This window comes from Flavobacterium arabinosi (genome assembly GCF_048158725.1).
GTDB lineage: Bacteria > Bacteroidota > Bacteroidia > Flavobacteriales > Flavobacteriaceae > Flavobacterium > Flavobacterium arabinosi.
Genome location: NZ_JBLNKX010000002.1, coordinates 40,489 through 60,174, shown reverse-complemented (window position 1 = coordinate 60,174; position 19,686 = coordinate 40,489). Strand labels below are relative to the sequence as shown.

At 33.1% G+C, this 19,686-nt stretch carries 16 protein-coding genes; 5 read left to right on the top strand and 11 right to left on the bottom strand.

What is annotated here, in order from left to right; translation table 11 throughout:
- Positions 1-24 precede the first annotated feature (24 nt).
- A complete protein-coding gene (locus ACM55K_RS04365; RefSeq protein WP_416849026.1) occupies positions 25-636 on the top strand; it encodes an acyloxyacyl hydrolase in 612 nt (203 codons plus the stop codon).
- A 147-nt stretch (positions 637-783) separates the two neighbouring features.
- Entirely contained in the window at positions 784-3,057 is a 2,274-nt protein-coding gene (locus ACM55K_RS04360) for a T9SS type B sorting domain-containing protein (RefSeq protein ID WP_416849025.1), read from the top strand.
- A 55-nt stretch (positions 3,058-3,112) separates the two neighbouring features.
- On the opposite strand, the gene lgt is transcribed toward ACM55K_RS04360, so the two are convergent.
- The 5 genes from lgt to ACM55K_RS04335 all read right to left on the bottom strand — a co-directional run bounded on the left by lgt (position 3,113) and on the right by ACM55K_RS04335 (position 8,165).
- A complete protein-coding gene (gene lgt, locus ACM55K_RS04355) occupies positions 3,113-4,045 on the bottom strand; it encodes a prolipoprotein diacylglyceryl transferase (protein WP_416849024.1) in 933 nt (310 codons plus the stop codon).
- 64 nt (positions 4,046-4,109) lie between these two features.
- Positions 4,110-4,358, bottom strand: coding sequence for a membrane protein insertion efficiency factor YidD (yidD, locus tag ACM55K_RS04350; RefSeq protein WP_416849023.1), 249 nt, complete (start codon positions 4,356-4,358; stop codon positions 4,110-4,112).
- Positions 4,359-4,437: 79 nt separating this feature from the next.
- The gene (cysS, locus tag ACM55K_RS04345; protein WP_416849022.1) at positions 4,438-5,916 is read right to left on the bottom strand and encodes a cysteine--tRNA ligase; all 1,479 of its coding nucleotides are present in this window, start codon (positions 5,914-5,916) and stop codon (positions 4,438-4,440) included.
- A gap of 123 nt (positions 5,917-6,039) precedes the next feature.
- Positions 6,040-6,711: a GTP cyclohydrolase I FolE gene (folE, locus tag ACM55K_RS04340; RefSeq protein WP_039109972.1), complete on the bottom strand. Its 672-nt coding sequence runs from the start codon at positions 6,709-6,711 to the stop codon at positions 6,040-6,042.
- Between the two features lie 233 nt (positions 6,712-6,944).
- Positions 6,945-8,165, bottom strand: a complete 1,221-nt coding sequence (locus ACM55K_RS04335; protein ID WP_416849021.1) for a pyridoxal phosphate-dependent aminotransferase — start codon at positions 8,163-8,165, stop codon at positions 6,945-6,947.
- A 125-nt stretch (positions 8,166-8,290) separates the two neighbouring features.
- Between ACM55K_RS04335 and ACM55K_RS04330 the strand changes: the two genes are divergently transcribed.
- On the top strand, positions 8,291-9,622 hold the full coding sequence (locus tag ACM55K_RS04330) for a PDZ domain-containing protein (RefSeq protein ID WP_416849020.1): 1,332 nt from the start codon (positions 8,291-8,293) through the stop codon (positions 9,620-9,622).
- A 55-nt stretch (positions 9,623-9,677) separates the two neighbouring features.
- On the opposite strand, the gene ACM55K_RS04325 is transcribed toward ACM55K_RS04330, so the two are convergent.
- Positions 9,678-10,067, bottom strand: a complete 390-nt coding sequence (locus ACM55K_RS04325) for a DUF1573 domain-containing protein (protein ID WP_416849019.1) — start codon at positions 10,065-10,067, stop codon at positions 9,678-9,680.
- Between the two features lie 219 nt (positions 10,068-10,286).
- Here ACM55K_RS04325 and ACM55K_RS04320 point away from each other — a divergent pair, with 219 nt between their 5' ends.
- Positions 10,287-12,920 (top strand): valine--tRNA ligase, encoded by a 2,634-nt coding sequence (locus ACM55K_RS04320; protein ID WP_416849018.1) that lies wholly within the window; start codon positions 10,287-10,289, stop codon positions 12,918-12,920.
- A 76-nt stretch (positions 12,921-12,996) separates the two neighbouring features.
- Here the strand turns inward: ACM55K_RS04320 and ACM55K_RS04315 are convergent, their stop codons facing one another.
- Both ACM55K_RS04315 and ACM55K_RS04310 read right to left on the bottom strand, forming a co-directional pair.
- Positions 12,997-13,791, bottom strand: coding sequence for a hypothetical protein (locus tag ACM55K_RS04315; RefSeq protein ID WP_416849017.1), 795 nt, complete (start codon positions 13,789-13,791; stop codon positions 12,997-12,999).
- A 170-nt stretch (positions 13,792-13,961) separates the two neighbouring features.
- Positions 13,962-14,387, bottom strand: a complete 426-nt coding sequence (locus ACM55K_RS04310) for an HIT family protein (protein ID WP_416849016.1) — start codon at positions 14,385-14,387, stop codon at positions 13,962-13,964.
- Between the two features lie 256 nt (positions 14,388-14,643).
- On the opposite strand from ACM55K_RS04310, the gene ACM55K_RS04305 reads away from it, so the two are divergent.
- Positions 14,644-15,045, top strand: coding sequence for a hypothetical protein (locus ACM55K_RS04305; protein WP_416849015.1), 402 nt, complete (start codon positions 14,644-14,646; stop codon positions 15,043-15,045).
- 97 nt (positions 15,046-15,142) lie between these two features.
- On the opposite strand, the gene ACM55K_RS04300 is transcribed toward ACM55K_RS04305, so the two are convergent.
- The 3 genes from ACM55K_RS04300 to ACM55K_RS04290 all read right to left on the bottom strand — a co-directional run bounded on the left by ACM55K_RS04300 (position 15,143) and on the right by ACM55K_RS04290 (position 19,415).
- A complete protein-coding gene (locus tag ACM55K_RS04300; RefSeq protein WP_416849014.1) occupies positions 15,143-15,400 on the bottom strand; it encodes a VOC family protein in 258 nt (85 codons plus the stop codon).
- Between the two features lie 129 nt (positions 15,401-15,529).
- Positions 15,530-16,852 carry an APC family permease gene (locus tag ACM55K_RS04295; protein ID WP_416849013.1) on the bottom strand — a complete coding sequence of 441 codons (1,323 nt, stop codon included), beginning with the start codon at positions 16,850-16,852 and terminating at the stop codon, positions 15,530-15,532.
- A gap of 232 nt (positions 16,853-17,084) precedes the next feature.
- Complete coding sequence (locus ACM55K_RS04290) at positions 17,085-19,415, bottom strand: TonB-dependent siderophore receptor (RefSeq protein ID WP_416849012.1); 2,331 nt, start codon at positions 19,413-19,415, stop codon at positions 17,085-17,087.
- Between the last annotated feature and the right edge of the window lie 271 nt (positions 19,416-19,686).

The following is a 19,686-nucleotide window of genomic DNA, read 5'->3' as shown; positions in this document are numbered from 1 at the left end:
CGATTAAAATTAAAACATCTTTTTATGTATAAAAGAACTCTTTTTATTTTAATTATTATTAGTTGTAACATCTTTTATGCTCAAAATATAAATCATAAAATGAAACTTGGTTTTCATTATGGATTCGGAAATGAAATAAAAAATAATGATTTTTCACACACAAATAACTATTATAAACTTCAATTGTATTGCGCTTTAAAATCTGGAAAGAATTTTAAGTATGAACTAATAATGCAGCCAGAACTCAATCTTGCTAAACATCAGCTTTTGAATGTTTATTTCATACAGCCAGATGATCCAAATTATATAGAAAAACGACAAAAATTTTCTAATTTGAGAAATGTAAAGGAATACGTTTTGAATTTAGGTTTTATTATAAGAAAGCCAATTTCAAAATCATTTAGTATATACTTATTAGGTAGCGTTGGACCTATGATTATCGATAATGAAACGGAGCGACTTTCAAAAGGTTTTGCTTTTTCAGATGTTTTAGCTTTAGGATTTTCTTCAAAAATTGACAAAATAACATTTGATATAAGGCCCAACATTCGTCATGTTTCCAATGGAGGACTTCAAAGCCCAAACCTTGGGTTTAATACTATAAATATTGAATTTGGTTTTTCTTTTTCCATTTAAATCCTTTTTCAAAACGTATTCCTTTACATTTCTCAAATTAGATATTATTTGAAAGTTTATATTATCAAAGTATCAAATTTTATATATTTACTAAATATTTGTTAAATCAAATTACTGTACCATAGATCAAATAAAAACCTGCGAATAATGGAAAAATTAATCAAGTCTTTCGTCTTTATTTTTTTGATTACTATTTTGTCTAATATTAGTCTATATGCTAAGAATAGGGGTATTAGTCATGAAAGAAAAAATGTCGGAATTGATATTAGTTATTTGGTTCCATCTTTCGAAAGTATTTATATTTATGACGCTGTTTTAAAAAAAAGGAATCTAATAAATATAGATCCAAATCCAAATAGTGTTGCTAGTCCGCCAACTGTTACTACTCCTGTTTATTATTGTCAAAATAGTGTTGCAGTACCATTAACCGCAACTACTTCTGCTGGAGGAACTTTAAATTGGTATGGGACTAATGCAACGGGAGGAATACTATCTTCAACAGCTCCGACTCCTTCAACAGCTACATTAGGAGCTACATCATATTATGTGAGCGAAACTGTAGGAGGTATTGAAAGCACCCGTTCTAAAATTGATGTAATTGTGGTTGCCGATAATGGGGCAGTTATTTTACTTTTTAGGTGTGATCCTTCACAAGTTTTGCCAGCTGATAAAAATAGCTCAGTTATGTTTGATTGGGCAAATAATCCTTTAATTAATAATAATTCTTATAATTATTCATACTCAATTCAGGGAGGTCCTATTGTCACTGGAAATACAACATTATCACATCAACAAGTTTTTGGGATGTTGCCTGGGCAATCTGCAACGTTAACATTATCGGCAGCAACATTTCCATGTGTCCCATCACAAACTATAACTTGTAGTGTACCTTGTGGGAGTTCAACTGTAATACCTAATTTCCCTGCAATAGTACCCTTTTGTTCAGGAACTGTAGCGCCAATTTTGCCAGCAACATCGCCAAACGGAATTACAGGAACTTGGTCTCCGGCAATAATAAATAATACAACCAGCGGAAGTTATGTATTTACTCCAAATCCAATATTATTTCCTTGTGCTACAACCCAAACGCTACCGGTAACAGTTGTACCATTGGCAACACCAACTTTTACAACTATTCCAAGCACAGTATGTCAAAATGCAACAGCACCAATTTTACCAACCAGTTCTACTAATTCTCCTGCAATTACTGGTACTTGGAGTCCAGCCACTGTTAATACGGCAGTTTTAGGTCCAGTAACTTATACTTTTACCCCCAATGCAGGCCAATGTGTTTCAGCTTTATTAACAACAGCTTCTATAAATATTGTGCCAGTTGTAACGCCTAATTTTGCTACTATTCCTCCTTTTTGTAGTGGAACTACTGCACCTCTTTTGTCTAGCACCTCCCCGAATGGAATTGTTGGTACTTGGTCACCTTCGATAGTCAGCAATACGACAAGTAGGAATTATTTATTTACGCCAAATACGAATCAATGTGCAACAACTCAAACCTTGAGTGTTGTCGTAACACCAAAAACAACTCCAAACTTTGCGGCTATACCTGCTTTTTGTACCGGAACTACAGCGCCAATACTAGCTTCTACATCTCCAAATGGGATAAGTGGTACTTGGTCTCCTGCGACAATTAATAATACAACAAGTGGAAGTTATGTTTTTACACCAAACGCAACGCAATGTGCAACTACACAAACATTAACCGTAACTGTTAACCCACTGATTCAGCCTAATTTTATTGATTTATCAATTTGTTCCGGAACTACTGTACCTCTTTTGTCTAACACATCTCCGAATGGAATTACTGGAACTTGGTCACCGGCAATTATTAATAATATTACGAGTGGGGCTTATGTATTTACTCCTAATCCCAATCAATGTGCAACGTCAAAAAGCATTAATGTTACAGTTAATCAATCCACCCTTGTTAGTGTAGATTGGACGGTTACGGAGGCATTTTCCAAAAATCAAATTGTGACGATTAGTGCTACGGCGACAGGTGGCTATTTATATCAATTGGATGATGGTCCATTTCAGGAAAGTCCTGTTTTTGAATACGTCTCTTTAGGAACACATTCTATTACTGTACAAGATAAGAATGGTTGTGGTTTTCCAATTACAAGAAATAATGTTTTGGTAATTGATTATCCTAAATTTTTTACACCTAACAATGATACCTATAATGATACCTGGAATATTTTTAGTTTACAAGATCAGACCAGTTCTAAAATTCTAATATTTGATCGGTATGGTAAATTTTTGAAAGAAATTAGACCAAGTGGTTTAGGCTGGGATGGAACTTATATTGGACAGCCAATGCCAGCGAATGATTATTGGTTCACTGTTGAATACATTGAACAGGATATTCCTAAAAAATTTAAATCTCATTTTTCTTTAAAAAGATAAAAACAAAAAAGCTTCTAAATATTAGAAGCCTTTTTGTTTAGTGTTTTTTATAGGTTTAATGTTCTACTTTAACAGGCTTTTCGGCTGTAAAAATAAAATACAATCCTATTAAGATAAAAGGAATGCTTAGCCATTGTCCTGTAGAAAGTAAACCCAGTTCATTTTCAAAACCGCCTTGACTCTCTTTTACAGATTCTACAACAATACGTACTGTAAATAGCAGCACTAAAAACATACCAAATAAATAGCCAGATTTTAGTCTTGCTTCAGTTTTCCAATACATGAAAAATAATATGGCAAATACGAAAATATAGCAAAATGCTTCATATAATTGTGTAGGATGTTTAGCAGGAACTTGTTCTAACAATGCTACAAATTTTGGATCCGCTGCTATAGCATGGTAAGCAGCTTTTGGCTCAGGTATTTGAGTAGCGTTAACAGCATCTGCAGGACTAAATTTATCGCGTAGAAAACGTATTCCAAATACAGATGTAGTTTCTTTACCTACAATTTCCGAATTGAAAAAATTTCCTAGTCTTACAAATATTGCTCCACTTGCAACTGGAATAACAACTCTGTCTAAAATCCACAATTGAGGTCTTTTTAATATATTTTTGCTGTAAAAATACATAGCAATTATGATTGATATTGCAGCTCCGTGACTCGCTAAACCCTGAAAACCTGTGAATTCAAATTTAGGGGAGAATCGAAATGGCAAGAATATTTCGAGTAAGTGATTGCGAAAATATTCCCAATCATAAAATAAAACATGACCTAATCGAGCTCCAATCAATGTTGCAAGGACAGTCCATATAAAGAGAGAATCTAATTTTTCTATGGATTCGCCTTCACGCTCAAAAATATTTTTCATGATGTACCACCCTAATCCAAAAGCAATTACAAACATTAGGCTATAGTAACGTATTACGAAAAAACCTAAATCAATACCTTCCGATGGATTCCAAACTATGTTCAAAGCGTGTGTCATTTAATATTGTTTTTTATGAATTGTAAAAATATATATTTAAAGTAAAAATAGTACTTATATAAAGTTAATGTTTATGATTGCATTTTTTTTTCGGGACAGGGTCGTAACCACTTTTCCCCCAAGGATGGCAGCTTAAAATTCTTTTTATACCTAAAAAACCTCCATAAAATAACCCATGTGTTTGCAGCGCTATTATCATATAGGAAGAACAGGTTGGCTGAAATCTACAAGCTGAAGGAATAAAAGGGGATATGGCGGTTTGGTAAAACCGAACAAGAAGTACAAATGGAAAAATAAGGATTCTTGATAGCATGATTTTGGTATTCGGATTTAAAACTTCAACATTCAATATTCTACATGAATTTTTTAATCTATACTCTTAAATCTGTTGTTTAAATGCTAAACGTAGTGCCTTCTTTTCCATCTTTCAATTGAATACCTAAAGCAATCAATTGATCCCGAATCTGATCAGACAATGCGAAATTTTTATTGTCTCTGGCTTGTTTTCGCATTTCAATCAACATGTTTACCGTACCTTCTAATTTATCATTATTACTATCAGAAATTTTCTCATCTTCTAATCCTAGAACATCAAATACAAACCCATTAATGGCTGCAGTAAATGTTTTTAACTCTTCGGAGGTTAGGGTTTCTTTTCCTTCTTTTAATAGATTGATAAAACGAACGCCTTCAAATAATTGTGCAATTAGAATAGGGGTGTTAAAATCATCATTCATAGCATCATAACAGGATTGTTTCCAAGCAGCAATGTCAATTGTAGAATTTGGACAGGCATTTAAATCTTTTGTGGCATCTATCGCCTCCATTAGTCTCTTGTAGCCTTTTTCAGCTGCAACAATAGCATCATCTGAGAAATCAAGTATACTTCTGTAATGTGCTTGTAGCATAAAGAAACGTGCTACTGATGCCGAAAAAGCTTTGCTTAAAATAGTATTTTCTCCGGTCAATATTTCTCTAGGCAAAATATTATTCCCAGTAGATTTTGCCATTTTTTTGCCGTTTAATGTCAGCATATTGGCATGCATCCAATAATTAACGGGCGTTTGCCCGGTACAAGCTTCATTTTGGGCAATTTCACATTCATGATGAGGGAATTTTAAATCCATTCCACCTCCGTGAATATCAAAATGATTGCCTAAATATTTAGTGCTCATGGCGGTACATTCAAGATGCCATCCTGGAAAACCATCGCTCCAAGGCGAAGGCCAACGCATAATATGTTGCGGTTCGGCTTTTTTCCAAAGCGCAAAATCTTGCGAATTTCTTTTGTCAGATTGTCCGTCAAGATCTCTGGTGTTAGCAAGCATGTCTTCAATATTTCGACCGCTTAATCTACCATAATGGTTGGTTTCATTGAATTTTACCACATCAAAATAAACAGATCCATTGGCTTCATAACCAATTCCTTTGTTGATAATAGTCTTGATAATTTCAATTTGTTCAATGATATGACCTGTTGCTGTAGGTTCAATACTTGGCGGCAAAAAGTTAAAGGCATTCAAAATATCATGAAAATCTACCGTATAACGCTGTACCACTTCCATAGGTTCCAGTTGCTCCAAACGTGCTTTTTTAGCAATTTTATCCTCTCCTTCATCCACATCATCCACAATATGACCTACGTCAGTAATATTACGAACGTAACGCACTTTGTAATCCAAATGCAAAAAATACCTAAATATAACATCAAAAGACATGAATGTTCTCACATTACCCAGATGCACATTGCTGTAAACCGTGGGTCCGCAAACATACATTCCAACATTGCCTTCATGAATAGGTGTAAATGTTTCTTTTTCTCCCGAAAGAGAATTGTATATTTTTAGAGTTTGACTTTTATATAATGGCATTTGTGTGTTTTTTGGAGCTTTTCCTGCTGTTCGCTATATCTTTTTCTGGCTAAAAAAGCCATAAAAAGGATACCGCTTCCATCAGGGCTAGGGCTTTATCGGTTAAATAGAATTATTTGTATTTTAGAACTTCGTCTCTAATTTGATATAATCCAAAAACTCTCTCTTAGTTTGAACATCTTTAAATTTTCCACCAAATTCTGAGGTAACCGTGCTACTTTCAATATCGCTGATTCCTCTTGAATTCACGCAAAGGTGCTTAGCGTCAATTACACAAGCCACATCTTCAGTTCCTAATGCCATTTGTAATTCTTGAACGATTTGCATTGTCAAACGTTCTTGTACTTGAGGTCTTTTGGAATAATATTCTACAATTCGGTTCATTTTAGAAAGACCAATTACTCTTCCATTAGAGATATAAGCTACGTGTGCTCTTCCAATAATTGGTAATAAATGATGTTCACAAGTAGAGTAAAGAGTAATGTTTTTTTCGACTAACATTTCACCGTATTTGTAATTGTTGTCAAAAGTAGATGCTTTTGGTTTTTTTGTAGGATTCAATCCTCCGAAAATTTCTTTTACAAACATTTTAGCAACACGATTTGGAGTTCCTTTCATGCTGTCATCTGTCAAATCCATTCCAAGTGTAATCAGAATATTTTCAACGTCTTTTTTAATTTTTTCTATTTTTTCTTCATCTGAAATAGCAAATGCATCTTCTCTTACTGGATTTTTTGCACTTGTACTAATATGATTGTTTCCTATCTCGTCTTGAAATTCTTCGTTATTTATCATCAAAAAGGTACTGTTATATTGGGTATGTAAATTTAAGGGGTAAAGATAATTAATAAAAACTAAAGAATTTCTATCGTTTAGACTATTTAATGATGACTTTATTACGATCATCGGGAAAGCAGGATTTTCTAATTGCTTTAAAAAAACAAAGGCAATAACTTTTTGGTTACTGCCTTTTGTAATTTATTTAAAATCTTTTGGTTATCAATAGAATAACAAAAAGTATTTTTTAATTATTCAGCTTCAATTAATTTTTTTAATCGAGTTGAATTATAAACGGGAATTGCTTCTTTTAGAATCCGAACGGCGCTAATTAGATCTTCTTTTTTAAGAACATAAGCAATGCGCACTTGGTTTAATCCCATTCCTGGGGTCGAATAAAAACCGGCAGCAGGAGCAACCATAACGGTTTCACCATTCAAATCGTAACTTTCCAAAAGCCATTGTGCAAAAACATCCGTATTGTCAACAGGAAGTTGCGCAATACAGTAAAAAGCGGCTTTAGGCTTGGTAACGATTACGCCTTCGATTTTATTTAATTCGGAAATCAAGGTATCTCTACGTTCTTTATATTCTGTAATTACTTCATCAAAATAACTTTGAGGAGTATCGATAGCTGCTTCGCAAGCTATTTGTTCAATTGTTGGAGGACACAAACGGGCTTGTGCAAATTTCATCGCTGCTGAAATTACCTCTTTATTTTTTGTAACCATACAGCCAATTCTCGCGCCACACATGCTGTAACGTTTGGACACAGAATCGATCATGATAACATTTTGTTCCAGTCCTTCAAGATTCATTACCGAATAATGAATGTCTTCATCATATATAAATTCTCTATATACTTCATCTGCAATCAGGAACAAATCGTATTGTTTAGCAAGTTTACCCAATTGCAAAATTTCTAATTCAGAATACAAATAACCAGTAGGGTTACTTGGATTGCAAATTAAAATTGCTTTCGTTTTTGGAGTAATTAGTTTTTCAAAGTCTTCAATTGGAGGTAATGTAAAACCACTTTCAAAAACAGAACTTACGGGAACTACCGTAGCACCTGATTCGGCTGAAAAAGCACTATAATTAGCATAAAAGGGTTCTGGAATAATGATTTCGTCTCCCTGATCCATAATACTTCCCAAAGCAAATAAAAGTGCCTCAGAACCTCCTGTTGTTATCATGATGTCTTCAAAAGATACTTTTACATTTTGATTGGTATAAAATTGCGCTAATTTTTTTCTATAACTTTCATAACCAGCTGAAGGACCATATTCAATAATAGTTAGGTCAATATTTTTAATGGCTTTAATGGCTGCTTCGGGACTTTTTATATCGGGTTGACCAATGTTTAAATGATATACTTTATGGCCTTTTTTCTTAGCCATTTCAGCAAAAGGAGCCAATTTTCGTATTGGTGATTCGGGCATTTGTTTGCCTCTGTTTGATATTTCTGGCATGATTTAATTATTGAAATGCAAATTTGCAAATTTTTTTCCAAATTTACAGTAATTAGTAAGTCTATTTGGTATCAAAAACACATATTTATGTTGTATTTTTAGTAACTTTATAGAAAGAATTTTTAATGAAAAAGGTAATTATTTTATTTTTTCTTCTTTTCAGCTCCTTGACTATTTTAGCACAAGATGGCTTTGAATTTAGTAAAGAGGTTGATAAAGTGACTATTCCCTTCAAATTCATTAATAATTTAATTTTTATTCCCATCAAAGTAAACGGTGTAGAATTAATTTTTTTGTTAGATTCCGGTGTTGAAGAAACTATTCTGTTTAGTTTGGAAGAAAAAAAAGAAATTGAATTTTCCAATGTCGAAAAAATCACTTTGCGGGGGTTAGGGAGTGAAGACGCCATCGAAGGGTTAAAATCTACTAATAATATCCTGGAAATAGGAGCATTAAAGGCCAAGAAATACTTACTATATATAGTTTTGGATGATGAATTCAATTTGTCTTCTCATGTAGGAATTCCAGTAAACGGAATTATTGGATATCAATTTTTTAGAAATAATCTGGTTGAAATCAATTATGATAGAAAAAGAATAATTGTTCATAGGAATATTGAAAAAAAGAGAAAAAAAACAGAAAAAAAATTTGAAAAAGTTGCTATTGCAATAGAAAGACTAAAACCGTACATAACAAGTACAGTGACTATAGATTCCGTTGAGCTTCCTGCAAAATTATTAATTGATATTGGCAATAGTGATGCAATTTGGCTTTTTGAAAATCGTTCTAGATTAATAAAAGTTCCCTCTAAAAGTTTTGAGGATTATTTGGGCAAAGGATTTAGTGGAGATATTGAAGGGAAAAGAGCCCGAATTACAAAATTTAAAGTAGCGGAGTTTGAATTTCATAATCCTATTGTTGCTTTCCCGGATTCCAGTTCCGTTCGGAATGTAAAAATGGTTTCAGGTAGAGTAGGTTCTGTTGGGAGTGAAATTTTAAGAAGATTTTTAGTTGTTTTTGATTACACTAACGGCTTTTTGTATTTAAAGAAAAACAAAGAATATTACTCTCCGTTTAATTATAATAAAAGCGGAGTAGAAATCCAACATAATGGTTTGCAATGGGTGCAAGAAACGGTACCTCTGGAGACGGTTCCTACAGTGGTGTCTACTGATAATCCTTTTACATTAAAGAATAACACTAGCGATTTTAAATATAAATTTAATTTAAAACCTATTTATGAAATTACTAATGTCCGAAAAAATTCACCTGCAGCAAATAGTGGTTTGCAAAAAGGGGATATAATTGTCTCAATTAATAAATTTCTTGCATACAAATATTCTTTGCAGGAAATTAATTCCCTCTTTAAGTCGGGAGAAGAAAATTGGATTAATTTAGAAATTCTAAGAAATGGTCAAATTCACAACATTAGGTTTCAGCTTAAAAATATTCTATAAAAAAAAGCGCTTTTTGAATGATTTCAAAAAGCGCTTACTATTTTTAAAAAAGTATTTAGTTGGTAATAACTTCTCCTTTAATTTTTAGTGCGACTCTGCCGTCTTCATAATTTACTGCGTTAGATTCCACAGTGATAGTTTTACGGATAGGACCTGGAGTCATGTTGTATTTAACTTCAATTTTTCCAGTTTTCCCAGGCATAATCGGTCCTGCGGGTTTTGTTGGAACAGTACATCCACAGGTAGATAGTACATTGGTGATAATTAAAGGAGCATCACCGGTATTTGTAAATTCGAATATTCTTATTCCGTTATCACTTCCCTTGGAAACCCTTCCGTAATCAATGGTATTGTCTTTAGCCGCAAATTCAATTTTAGCTCCAGATTGAGCAAAACCGATGCTGCTTGCAAATACAATTGCAATTAAAGTAATTATTTTTTTCATTTTCATTTTTTTTAGATTCGGTTAAGTAAAAGTACTTTGTTTTAATTAATGCACAAATATTTATTTCTCTTTTTATAGTGTACTTAATTATTTACTTTTGTCCCCTATTACAATTACAAATATCAGACCAAATTTTAAAAGGTTATTTGTTGCTTTGGTTATACGTTTAACTAAACAAACAAACAATCGAATTTAACGATTAAACGAATCCACAATAAAATGACAATTCCTGCACAATTTGACGCTAAAACTACTGAAAATAAGTGGTATGACTACTGGATGAAGAATAATTATTTCCATTCGGAACCAGACCATAGAACACCATATACCATTGTAATTCCGCCGCCTAATGTTACCGGGGTTTTACACATGGGGCACATGTTGAACAATACTATTCAAGATGTACTAATTAGAAGAGCGCGTCTTAAAGGATTCAACGCTTGTTGGGTTCCTGGAACAGACCATGCTTCGATAGCGACTGAAGCTAAAGTGGTAGCTAAATTAAAAGCAGAAGGAATTAATAAAAATGATTTAACGCGCGAAGAATTTTTGGCGCATGCTTGGGAATGGACTGACAAATATGGTGGTGTAATTTTGGACCAATTAAAAAAACTGGGTGCTTCTTGTGATTGGGAACGAACCAAGTTCACCATGGACCCTGATATGTCAGCATCTGTAATTCGTTCTTTCGTAGATTTATATAACAAAGGTTTGATTTATAGAGGATACCGAATGGTAAATTGGGATCCTGAAGCTAAAACTACTTTATCTGATGAGGAAGTAATTTATGAAGAACAACAGGGGAAATTGTATTTCCTAAAATATAAAATCGAAGGAAGTGAAGACTTTCTGACGATTGCTACAACACGTCCGGAAACTATTTTTGGGGATACTGCGATTTGTATTAATCCAAATGACGAACGTTTTACTCATTTGAAAGGCAAAAAAGCGATTGTGCCTATTTGCGGAAGAGTTATTCCTATTATTGAGGATGAATATGTTGATATCGAATTTGGTACAGGTTGTTTGAAAGTAACTCCTGCCCATGATATGAATGACAAAGCGCTAGGGGAGAAGCACAATCTTGAAATTATTGATATTTTCAACGAAGATGCGACTTTAAATAGTTTCGGATTGCATTATCAAGGAAAAGATCGTTTTGTAGTTCGCGAGGCAATTGCCAAAGAATTAGAAACTATCGGTGCTTTGGCCAAAACAGAAATTCACTTGAATAAAGTAGGAACTTCTGAAAGAACCAAAGCGGTTATCGAGCCTCGTTTATCAGACCAATGGTTCTTGAAAATGGAAGATTTGGTTAAACCAGCAATTCAATCTGTTTTGGTTGATGGCGATATAAAATTGCATCCAGCTCGTTTTAATAATACGTACGCTCATTGGTTAAATAACATCCGCGATTGGAATATTTCGCGTCAATTGTGGTGGGGACAACAAATTCCAGCCTATTTCTATGGAGACGGAAAAGAGGATTTTGTAGTTGCAGAATCTATCGAAGAAGCGTTAGAATTAGCAAAGACTAAAACGAATAACCAAAACCTAACCACCCAAAACCTAAAACAAGATGTTGATGTTCTAGATACTTGGTTTTCTTCTTGGCTGTGGCCAATGTCCGTTTTTGGCGGAATTATGGATCCTGAAAGCGAAGATTTTAAATATTATTATCCAACGAATGATTTAGTAACCGGTCCGGATATTTTGTTTTTCTGGGTAGCGAGAATGATTATTGCGGGTTATGAATATACAGGTAAAAAACCATTTACAAATGTGTATTTGACAGGTTTGGTTCGTGACAAGCAAAGACGTAAAATGTCTAAATCATTAGGGAATTCTCCTGATCCTTTGGACTTGATTGAAAAATTTGGTGCTGATGGTGTTCGTGTAGGATTGCTTTTGAGTGCTTCTGCAGGAAATGACATCATGTTTGATGAAGAATTGTGTAACCAAGGAAAAGCGTTTACCAATAAAATCTGGAATGCGTTTAAACTAATAAAAGGTTGGGAAGTGTCGGATACTATTCCGCAACCGGAATCTTCAAAAGTGGCGATTGAATGGTACGAAGCCAAATTGCAACAAACACTTTTGGAAATCGAAGATAATTTTGAAAAATATAGAATTTCCGATGCTTTAATGGGAATTTATAAATTGGTTTGGGATGATTTCTGTTCTTGGTTCCTGGAAATGATAAAACCTGCGTACCAACAGCCAATTGACAGCGTAACTTTTGCGAAAGCGATAGAAATGCTTGAAAATAACATGAAATTATTACACCCGTTTATGCCGTTCCTGACAGAGGAAATTTGGCAAATTCTTGCCGAAAGAACTACGGAAGAAGCGTTAATCGTTTCGACTTGGCCAGAATTGAAACCTTTCAATGCCCGTTTAATTACTGATTTCGAGAATACAATTGATGTGATTTCAGGAATTAGAACGATTCGTAAAGACAAGAATATTCCGTTCAAAGATACTATTGAATTGAAAATTGTGAACAATGATAAAGTTTCGACTTATTTTGATTCGGTGGTGACTAAATTAGGAAACATTACCTCTTTAGAATATGTTTCGGATAAAGTGGATGGCGCATTGTCTTTCCGTGTAAAATCAAATGAGTATTTCATTCCAATTACCGGAAATATCAATGTGGAGGAAGAAATTGCAAAATTGACTGCCGAGTTGGTGTATACGCAAGGTTTCTTGAAATCAGTTCAAAACAAACTGGCGAACGAGAAATTTGTGGCTGGTGCTCCAGAGAAAGTTTTGGCAAATGAAAGACAAAAAGAAGCAGATGCTTTATCTAAAATTGAAACTATCGAGCACAGTTTGGTCAGGTTGAAATAAAGATTAGATTCTTTTTTGAAATATAAAAATCCCAATTCTGAAATTTCAGGATTGGGATTTTACATTTAATGGGATATTAATAATAAGAATATATTTTTTCGACAAGATAAGCAGTGTCAGTATAATAACTGTGCTTTTCCGCTGGATAGCCATCTGAATTATAATTGTATTTATAGTGGTCTGATTCGGTATGTATTATATTATTAGTGTTACTAATATCTTGAATGTTAAAATGCCTATTAAAAGTATTTGTAAAAGAACTTGTGAAAAATAATTTATCGAATCCCATTATGTTTTTATAGATATTAGGGCTATTGTCATATTCGTAAACAATAGATAAAACTCCTCCATTAGCAGTGAATTGCTCTCTTTTTATAATGTTTCCACCACTAAAATAAATTTTCACTTTACTAAAAGGTGTTCTTAACTCCCAATTGTTGTTAGAATAAGTATAGATATCAATATCTACACTATTTTCAGACATATATGTGTAAACTAATTTATTTAGATTCATCGCTGGGGAAATAGTTCCACTATTTGTTTCTTTATAAATAACAGTTTTTAGCTTGCTATTTTCATACGTATATTCGGTACTAACATAAAGGACATTATTTATATAACCATCTTCCTGGGTAATTAAATCTCCGGTGTAGGTATAAATAATTTTATAAACTCCCATGTAAAGACCAGCTGTAGCCTGGGTGATTTTATCTCCTTCATAAGTAAATGTTGTCGTAGTGCCATTTGAGGGGTTAATCTCTTGTATTGACTTGAGCAATGGCTTTTCTTTAGTTGGGGTTTCAGTTTTATTTTCTGAACAAGATGTAACGGCTAATAATAAACCTCCAATTAAGAGTATTAATTTATTCATTTAATTAATTTATTAAAAGCAATATAAACGTTTGTCTATTTTGTAATTAAGAGCTTTTCTACAATAGAATCTTTGAGCTTTACAAATATAGAATAAAAAGACAAGGCAAATATTGGTGTTAATCTTAAAAGCCACTGCAAGTGAAATCTAATTTAAATAATTTCCATTTGTTATAATCCAGCTTTTATTTTTTCTATTACCTCAGTATATTCGGTATCAGATAGAAGCGTTTTTTGTGGATTCATTTCAAAAACACTTCCAAAACCATATCCATCTTTATATTTTGGAACAATATGCATGTGTAGATGAGATAATGTATCGCTAAAAGCTCCGTAGTTTATTTTAGTAGGATTGAAAGCTGCGGCAATTGCTTTTCCTACTGTCGCTACATCACGCATATAGGCATTGCGTTGTTCATCGCTCAATTCATAAAATTCAATACCGTGATCTTTATAGACTACATTGCAGCGGCCTAAGTAGGATTGTTCTTTAAATAAGAATAGTTGAGACACTTCTAAATCGCAAATTTTTATCATTAATTGATTCAAGGTGTCATTATTTTGACAATATAAACATTCTGAAATAGGTGTTGGCATAATCTTTTTATGTAAATAATTAAGGTTGCTTCAAAACTAGTGAAATAATCATTAAAATTAAAGGTGTATGAATCTTTCTTGTGAGAAGATGAGAAACTGAGTCTATTTCCTAAAAACTATTCATAAGATTTAGTGTAGTTGCGTGACTATATTTTATCGACAAACGGAACTAAGATTGTGTTTTAAAGAGTATTTCTTCCTTTAAACGATTTTTGTGTATTTACTGATATATTGTTAATATGTTTGATGAATAATTGTGAAATACCACAGCAATAAAGAAATGAAAAAAATATTTAGTCCGGCTTATAGAGAACATTATGTTGAGGGATATTCAATGGGTTTGAATCCATTTCAGCAATTTAACGGCAGGAAAAAAAATGATGCTTTTGTCGCTGGATTTAATTCTGGTAGATTGGATTATGAGAGAATGAACGGATATATTAGTGAAGGAATTCCCCAACGTATTGTTACTGACAAAGTCTTGGAAGATTTTCTTATTGCAGGTTTGCTTGGCTTACCTATAGATGATGATGGGTATACTTCGCATCAAATCGATATGATAGAGAAATGGTATGAAAGTGGGATTGAGAAATATGATCCAAATCAAAGTATCAGTCTTTTTGAACTACTTGAAAAGAACGGAATTTTAATCAATTGAGCTTTTTTACGATTTGTTTATACTCTGAATTTAAAGTGTAATTATTTGTAATCTTGTTTACTTGCCTTATCTCAAAAAATGACGAAACTTTATAAAGTTATTTGGTATTAAATTCTCCAAAATGCCACAGAATTCCTGAAGGATCGTGTAAGAAACATTCCTTTCCCCATTCTAATTCACGGATTGGTGTTAATCTAATATTATCATATTTAGAAGTAAGTTCTAATTTCAACAATTCATTCCAAAATTGTTTGACATTATCTACTTCCATAAAAACCATAGTATTGTCTATCCAATCTTTAACATAAGCATTTTGCAAATAAAAGCCTAATCCATCCGTATTGAAATAGGACATATCAGAAGATAAAATGCTTTCTTGGAAACCAAGATCACGATAAAAATTTCAGGATAACTCATAATTTTTAGCTCCTATGAAAGGTCGAATTGATTTTGCTTTATGTTCCATTGCTAATCTATTTAGTAATTATTCTTTTTTATTGTTACAATTTAGCAACAAAAAGGCGGGATAGGAAAGTAATGTAATGATTAAAATGATAACAAAATTTTTCCTGTCGCTGTAAGCAAACCCTATTAATAGTGCTAATGTGGCTACAATCACAAATAGTGTTGACCAGGGATACCCCCAGGAACGATAAGGTCTGGCTAAGCTGGGTTCTTTATTTCTTAATTTTATCAGTGAGCAATAGGCCAATCCCCAAACTATAACTGACATGAAGGTTCCAAATGAAAATAACACTTCAAATGAGCCTATGACGATCAATAATAAACTGAATAGGGAGGAGACTAAAAGGGCTACTATTGGAGTGCCGCCTTTATTTATAACAGTTCCTTTATTAATAAAAAATCCATCACGACTCAATCCAAATAGTATTCTTGCCGGTATCATCATATAGGCATTTAGAATACTAATTAAAGAAAAAACAGCAATGACGGTTACTATAATTGCACCATTATTTCCAAAAACTACTTTAGCTACATCGGCAGCAGCCAAAGGAGAATTTGCCAAAGAAGCAACAGGCAACACATGAAAAAACGCCATATTTATTAATACATAAAGTACTATGACGATTATAGCTCCTGTATATAATGATTTAGGAATGTTTTTACTCGGGTTCTTATCTTCTTCTGCAAAAAAGCAAACGGAGTACCAACCATCATAAGTACCAATTATTAATTGAAGTGATTTGAAAAATCCAAATAAAACTCCCATTTCAAATAAAGGGGTGTCTTTTTCAAAAGAATTTAATTTTACACCCGAATACATAAAGCAGGCAACAATCAATGCCATAAAGAAAACGACTTTAATAACACTTGTCAGTTGTTGGATAAAACTGCCGTTTTTTACGCCACTCACATGAAGAAAGGTAAATGCAATTAAAAAGGCAATGGCAATAATGGTATTGTAACTTTCCAAAGATGGAAATAAAATAACACTATATTCACTGATGACAATACAGTAAAAAGCAGGTGGAATTGCATTTGTAATATAATCAAACCAACCCGATAAAAACCCGGCATAATCTCCAAAAGCTCTTTTTATATAATTGTAAGATCCGCCAGCTTTGGGTAACATTGTGGCTAATTCTGCATAAGAATTTGCACCGATTAAAATATATAGTCCTCCAAAAAACCAACAGGTAATTATAAGCCAATAATTATCTAACATACCTGCAATAGCACCAGGTGTGCGCAGAATTCCAACACCAATTGTACCTCCAATTAATACAGCAATACCAAAACTAAGGCCTAGACTTTTTTTTAATTGGTTGTTTTTTGAATTTTTCATGATGACTTATTTCGGGTTCACTTTTTAGTTAAGGTGTAATTTTTTTAGACTAAAACGGTAATGAAAATAAATTGAAATTAGTATGTTGAATTCGAGAAATAAATCAATTAGTCTATCAAATATAGTTAAAATGCGGGTTCTTTTTTAAAAACAAGAAACCTCGTCTATTTCTAAACGAGGCTTGTTATTTTTTTAAAGATAGATTTGAATGAAATAAACCAAAACCTAGGTTTTAGAATTTATATTTTAAACTTGCCAACACTTGACGTGGAGCAATTGGGTTTACACTGTAATTTTCGTGTACCGTATAATTCAATTCATTTGTAATGTTTGATAGTCTACACAAGATTGAGAATTTCTTCCAAGTATAACCTGCAGATACGTCAATCGTTGTGTATCCTTCTAATGGAATTTCTCGGTCTCTAATGGTTACAACGTAAGTAGGAGGCGTAGTTGCTGGAGTAACAGCTGTCCACAGATAGTCGTTATTCCATCCTCCAAGACGGTCTCCAACATAATTTCCGATAGCTCCAAATGAAAGTCCTTTTAAGGCTCCAGAAGGCAATGTATAAAAGAAACTTAAATTAGCAGTGTTTTTTGGAGTTCTTGCTACACGATCTCCTTCAATGAAACTTCCGCTTGTCCCTGAAGTATTGGTATAACGCATATCGTTGTAGCTATAACCAGCAACGATATTCAAACCTTCAAGAGGTCGTGCGGTAATGTCAACCTCAACTCCTTTGCTTTTTGTTCCTCCACCTAAAACTTTTATGTTTGAATCGACATTTGCAGTAATGCCATCTGCCTTATATGGAGCAGTTTGTGCTAAATTACTGTTGGTGATTTGATAAACAGTTACGTTTGTGCTCAAAATTCCTCTCCAGAAGTCTTTTTTTATACCTGCTTCATATTGGTCAATAATAGAAGCTTCGATTACATTATTGTCAACAGTCAATCCAGTATTTGGTGTAAATGAGGTTGAATAACTTGCAAATAAAGACATGTCTTTTATTGGTTGATACACTAATCCTACTTTTGGAGAAAAGGCTTTGTCTATACGTTTTATACCTACAGTAGGTTTTGCATCTTCAAGAGGTGTTGTTATGATGTTACCGCTGCTAGCAGGTTGTTTTTTTTCTAATATTTCTTTATAGGTAGTAGGTTCACTTTCTTGCCAAGACCAACGAATACCTGCCAAAAGTTTAATTTGCTCTGTAAACGAAATTAAATCTTGTGCATAGGCTCCGAAACGTTGAGTGTCTGTATTTACAATTTGAGTAGGTCTACTAGGGTATGGAGCATTTTTACTCTGCGTGCTAGAATCATAGTTATAAAGGTTTATAGTGGTTGCCTCAGTAGTTTGTGTTTCTAATTTATTATTATAAAAAACGTAAGTATAGGCTGTTGCAAACGAATTTTCATAATCTACTCCTGTAAATACTTGGTGCTTTATGCTTCCTGTATTGAATGTTCCTTGCAAGCTTAATTGATCTCCAAAGATTTTTTCTAGGTTTTTATTCTGAACCAATCCTCTTTTCCAGTCTCCAGGAGTTGGATATTTATCTAAATCGGATAATTGGGCTGTCGATTTCGATTGTCTATCGTAATTTTGATAAGAGCTATTGAAATTAAGTTTCCAGTTTTTGTTGAAATCATGGTTTAATAATACCGAAGCACTGGCAGATTTTGTTTTTCCAGTTGACCAAAGCCCTCCATAAAAGTTGTTACGTGGTACATCTACAACTTTTTTTCCGATAATTCCAGTTCCAAAATCAGGTGTCCAATCAGCGTTTAAATAATCTCCTTGTACCGTAATTTGCGTTTTATCGCTTACATTAAAAAGAAAAGAGGGGTTAACATAAAGACGTTCGTTTTTCACTACATCTCTAAAACTTTCTGAGTTTTCATAAGAACCTGCAAATCGATATGCAATAAATTTATTTAATGGGCCGTAAAAATCTACAGATGGTTTATAATAAGAATAACTTCCTGCTTGCATGGTAATTTCTCCACCGCTTTTGAAAGAAGGTGTTTTGGTAACCAAATTCAAGATTCCTCCTGGAGCAACGTTTCCATATAATAAGGCAGCACTACCTTTAAGAAACTCTACTTTATCTAAAGAAGCAACATCAGGAATAGATCCTGCATTATAACGAAATCCATTTTTGAACATATTGTTGGCTGACATATCATATCCTCTTGAGAAAAAGGATTCTTGAGCACCACCACGCGCAGAACTTACATATACACCATTTGCATTCTTTAGCACTTCGCTCAAGCGGATAGCTTGTTGCTGTGTTATAATTTCAGATCCAATAACTTGTACACTTTGTGGAGTATCCATTGGTTTTAAACCTGATCTCAAAGCAGAAACTGGCTTTTTTTGTTGATTTTGCGTTATAATAACTTCTTTAAGAATTCGTCCCTTTTTGTTTTTTATAGTGTCAAATCCTGTAAATGTAGTTTCATCATAATTTTTATCATCAGAAGCATTTGCTGATTCTTGTGCTAAACAGGATATACTAAATAATAGGGTTAATGTTGGGAGTAAAATATATTTCATGATTGTTTATTTGGAATAATTAAAAATAACGATGCAAATATAAAACCCACATTTCAATTAACAAAACTTATTTAGATTAAATATTAATAAAGTTTTAATGTGTATTTAATTGATTGTTTTTCAAATATTTATGTTTTTAGTAAATAGCTTTTTTTGTAGATAACTTCCTGTTTTTTGGTCTTTTCCTCGGTCATATTATTGTTTTGCTTCTGTAAATTCTGAAATTAGGGCTCTGAAAAGAGTTTGAAAATCTTTTTATGTTAATTTTTGT

Excerpts from the sequence above, each read along its gene's own strand:
- ACM55K_RS04365 (WP_416849026.1), top strand. The coding sequence starts at position 25 with ATGTATAAAAGAACTCTTTTTATTTTAATTATTATTAGTTGTAACATC.
- ACM55K_RS04360 (WP_416849025.1), top strand. The coding sequence starts at position 784 with ATGGAAAAATTAATCAAGTCTTTCGTCTTTATTTTTTTGATTACTATT.
- lgt (WP_416849024.1), bottom strand. The coding sequence starts at position 4,045 with ATGACACACGCTTTGAACATAGTTTGGAATCCATCGGAAGGTATTGAT.
- yidD (WP_416849023.1), bottom strand. The coding sequence starts at position 4,358 with ATGCTATCAAGAATCCTTATTTTTCCATTTGTACTTCTTGTTCGGTTT.
- cysS (WP_416849022.1), bottom strand. The coding sequence starts at position 5,916 with ATGCCATTATATAAAAGTCAAACTCTAAAAATATACAATTCTCTTTCG.
- folE (WP_039109972.1), bottom strand. The coding sequence starts at position 6,711 with ATGATAAATAACGAAGAATTTCAAGACGAGATAGGAAACAATCATATT.
- ACM55K_RS04335 (WP_416849021.1), bottom strand. The coding sequence starts at position 8,165 with ATGCCAGAAATATCAAACAGAGGCAAACAAATGCCCGAATCACCAATA.
- ACM55K_RS04330 (WP_416849020.1), top strand. The coding sequence starts at position 8,291 with ATGAAAAAGGTAATTATTTTATTTTTTCTTCTTTTCAGCTCCTTGACT.
- ACM55K_RS04325 (WP_416849019.1), bottom strand. The coding sequence starts at position 10,067 with ATGAAAAAAATAATTACTTTAATTGCAATTGTATTTGCAAGCAGCATC.
- ACM55K_RS04320 (WP_416849018.1), top strand. The coding sequence starts at position 10,287 with ATGACAATTCCTGCACAATTTGACGCTAAAACTACTGAAAATAAGTGG.
- ACM55K_RS04315 (WP_416849017.1), bottom strand. The coding sequence starts at position 13,791 with ATGAATAAATTAATACTCTTAATTGGAGGTTTATTATTAGCCGTTACA.
- ACM55K_RS04310 (WP_416849016.1), bottom strand. The coding sequence starts at position 14,387 with ATGCCAACACCTATTTCAGAATGTTTATATTGTCAAAATAATGACACC.
- ACM55K_RS04300 (WP_416849014.1), bottom strand. The coding sequence starts at position 15,400 with ATGTCCTATTTCAATACGGATGGATTAGGCTTTTATTTGCAAAATGCT.
- ACM55K_RS04295 (WP_416849013.1), bottom strand. The coding sequence starts at position 16,852 with ATGAAAAATTCAAAAAACAACCAATTAAAAAAAAGTCTAGGCCTTAGT.
- ACM55K_RS04290 (WP_416849012.1), bottom strand. The coding sequence starts at position 19,415 with ATGAAATATATTTTACTCCCAACATTAACCCTATTATTTAGTATATCC.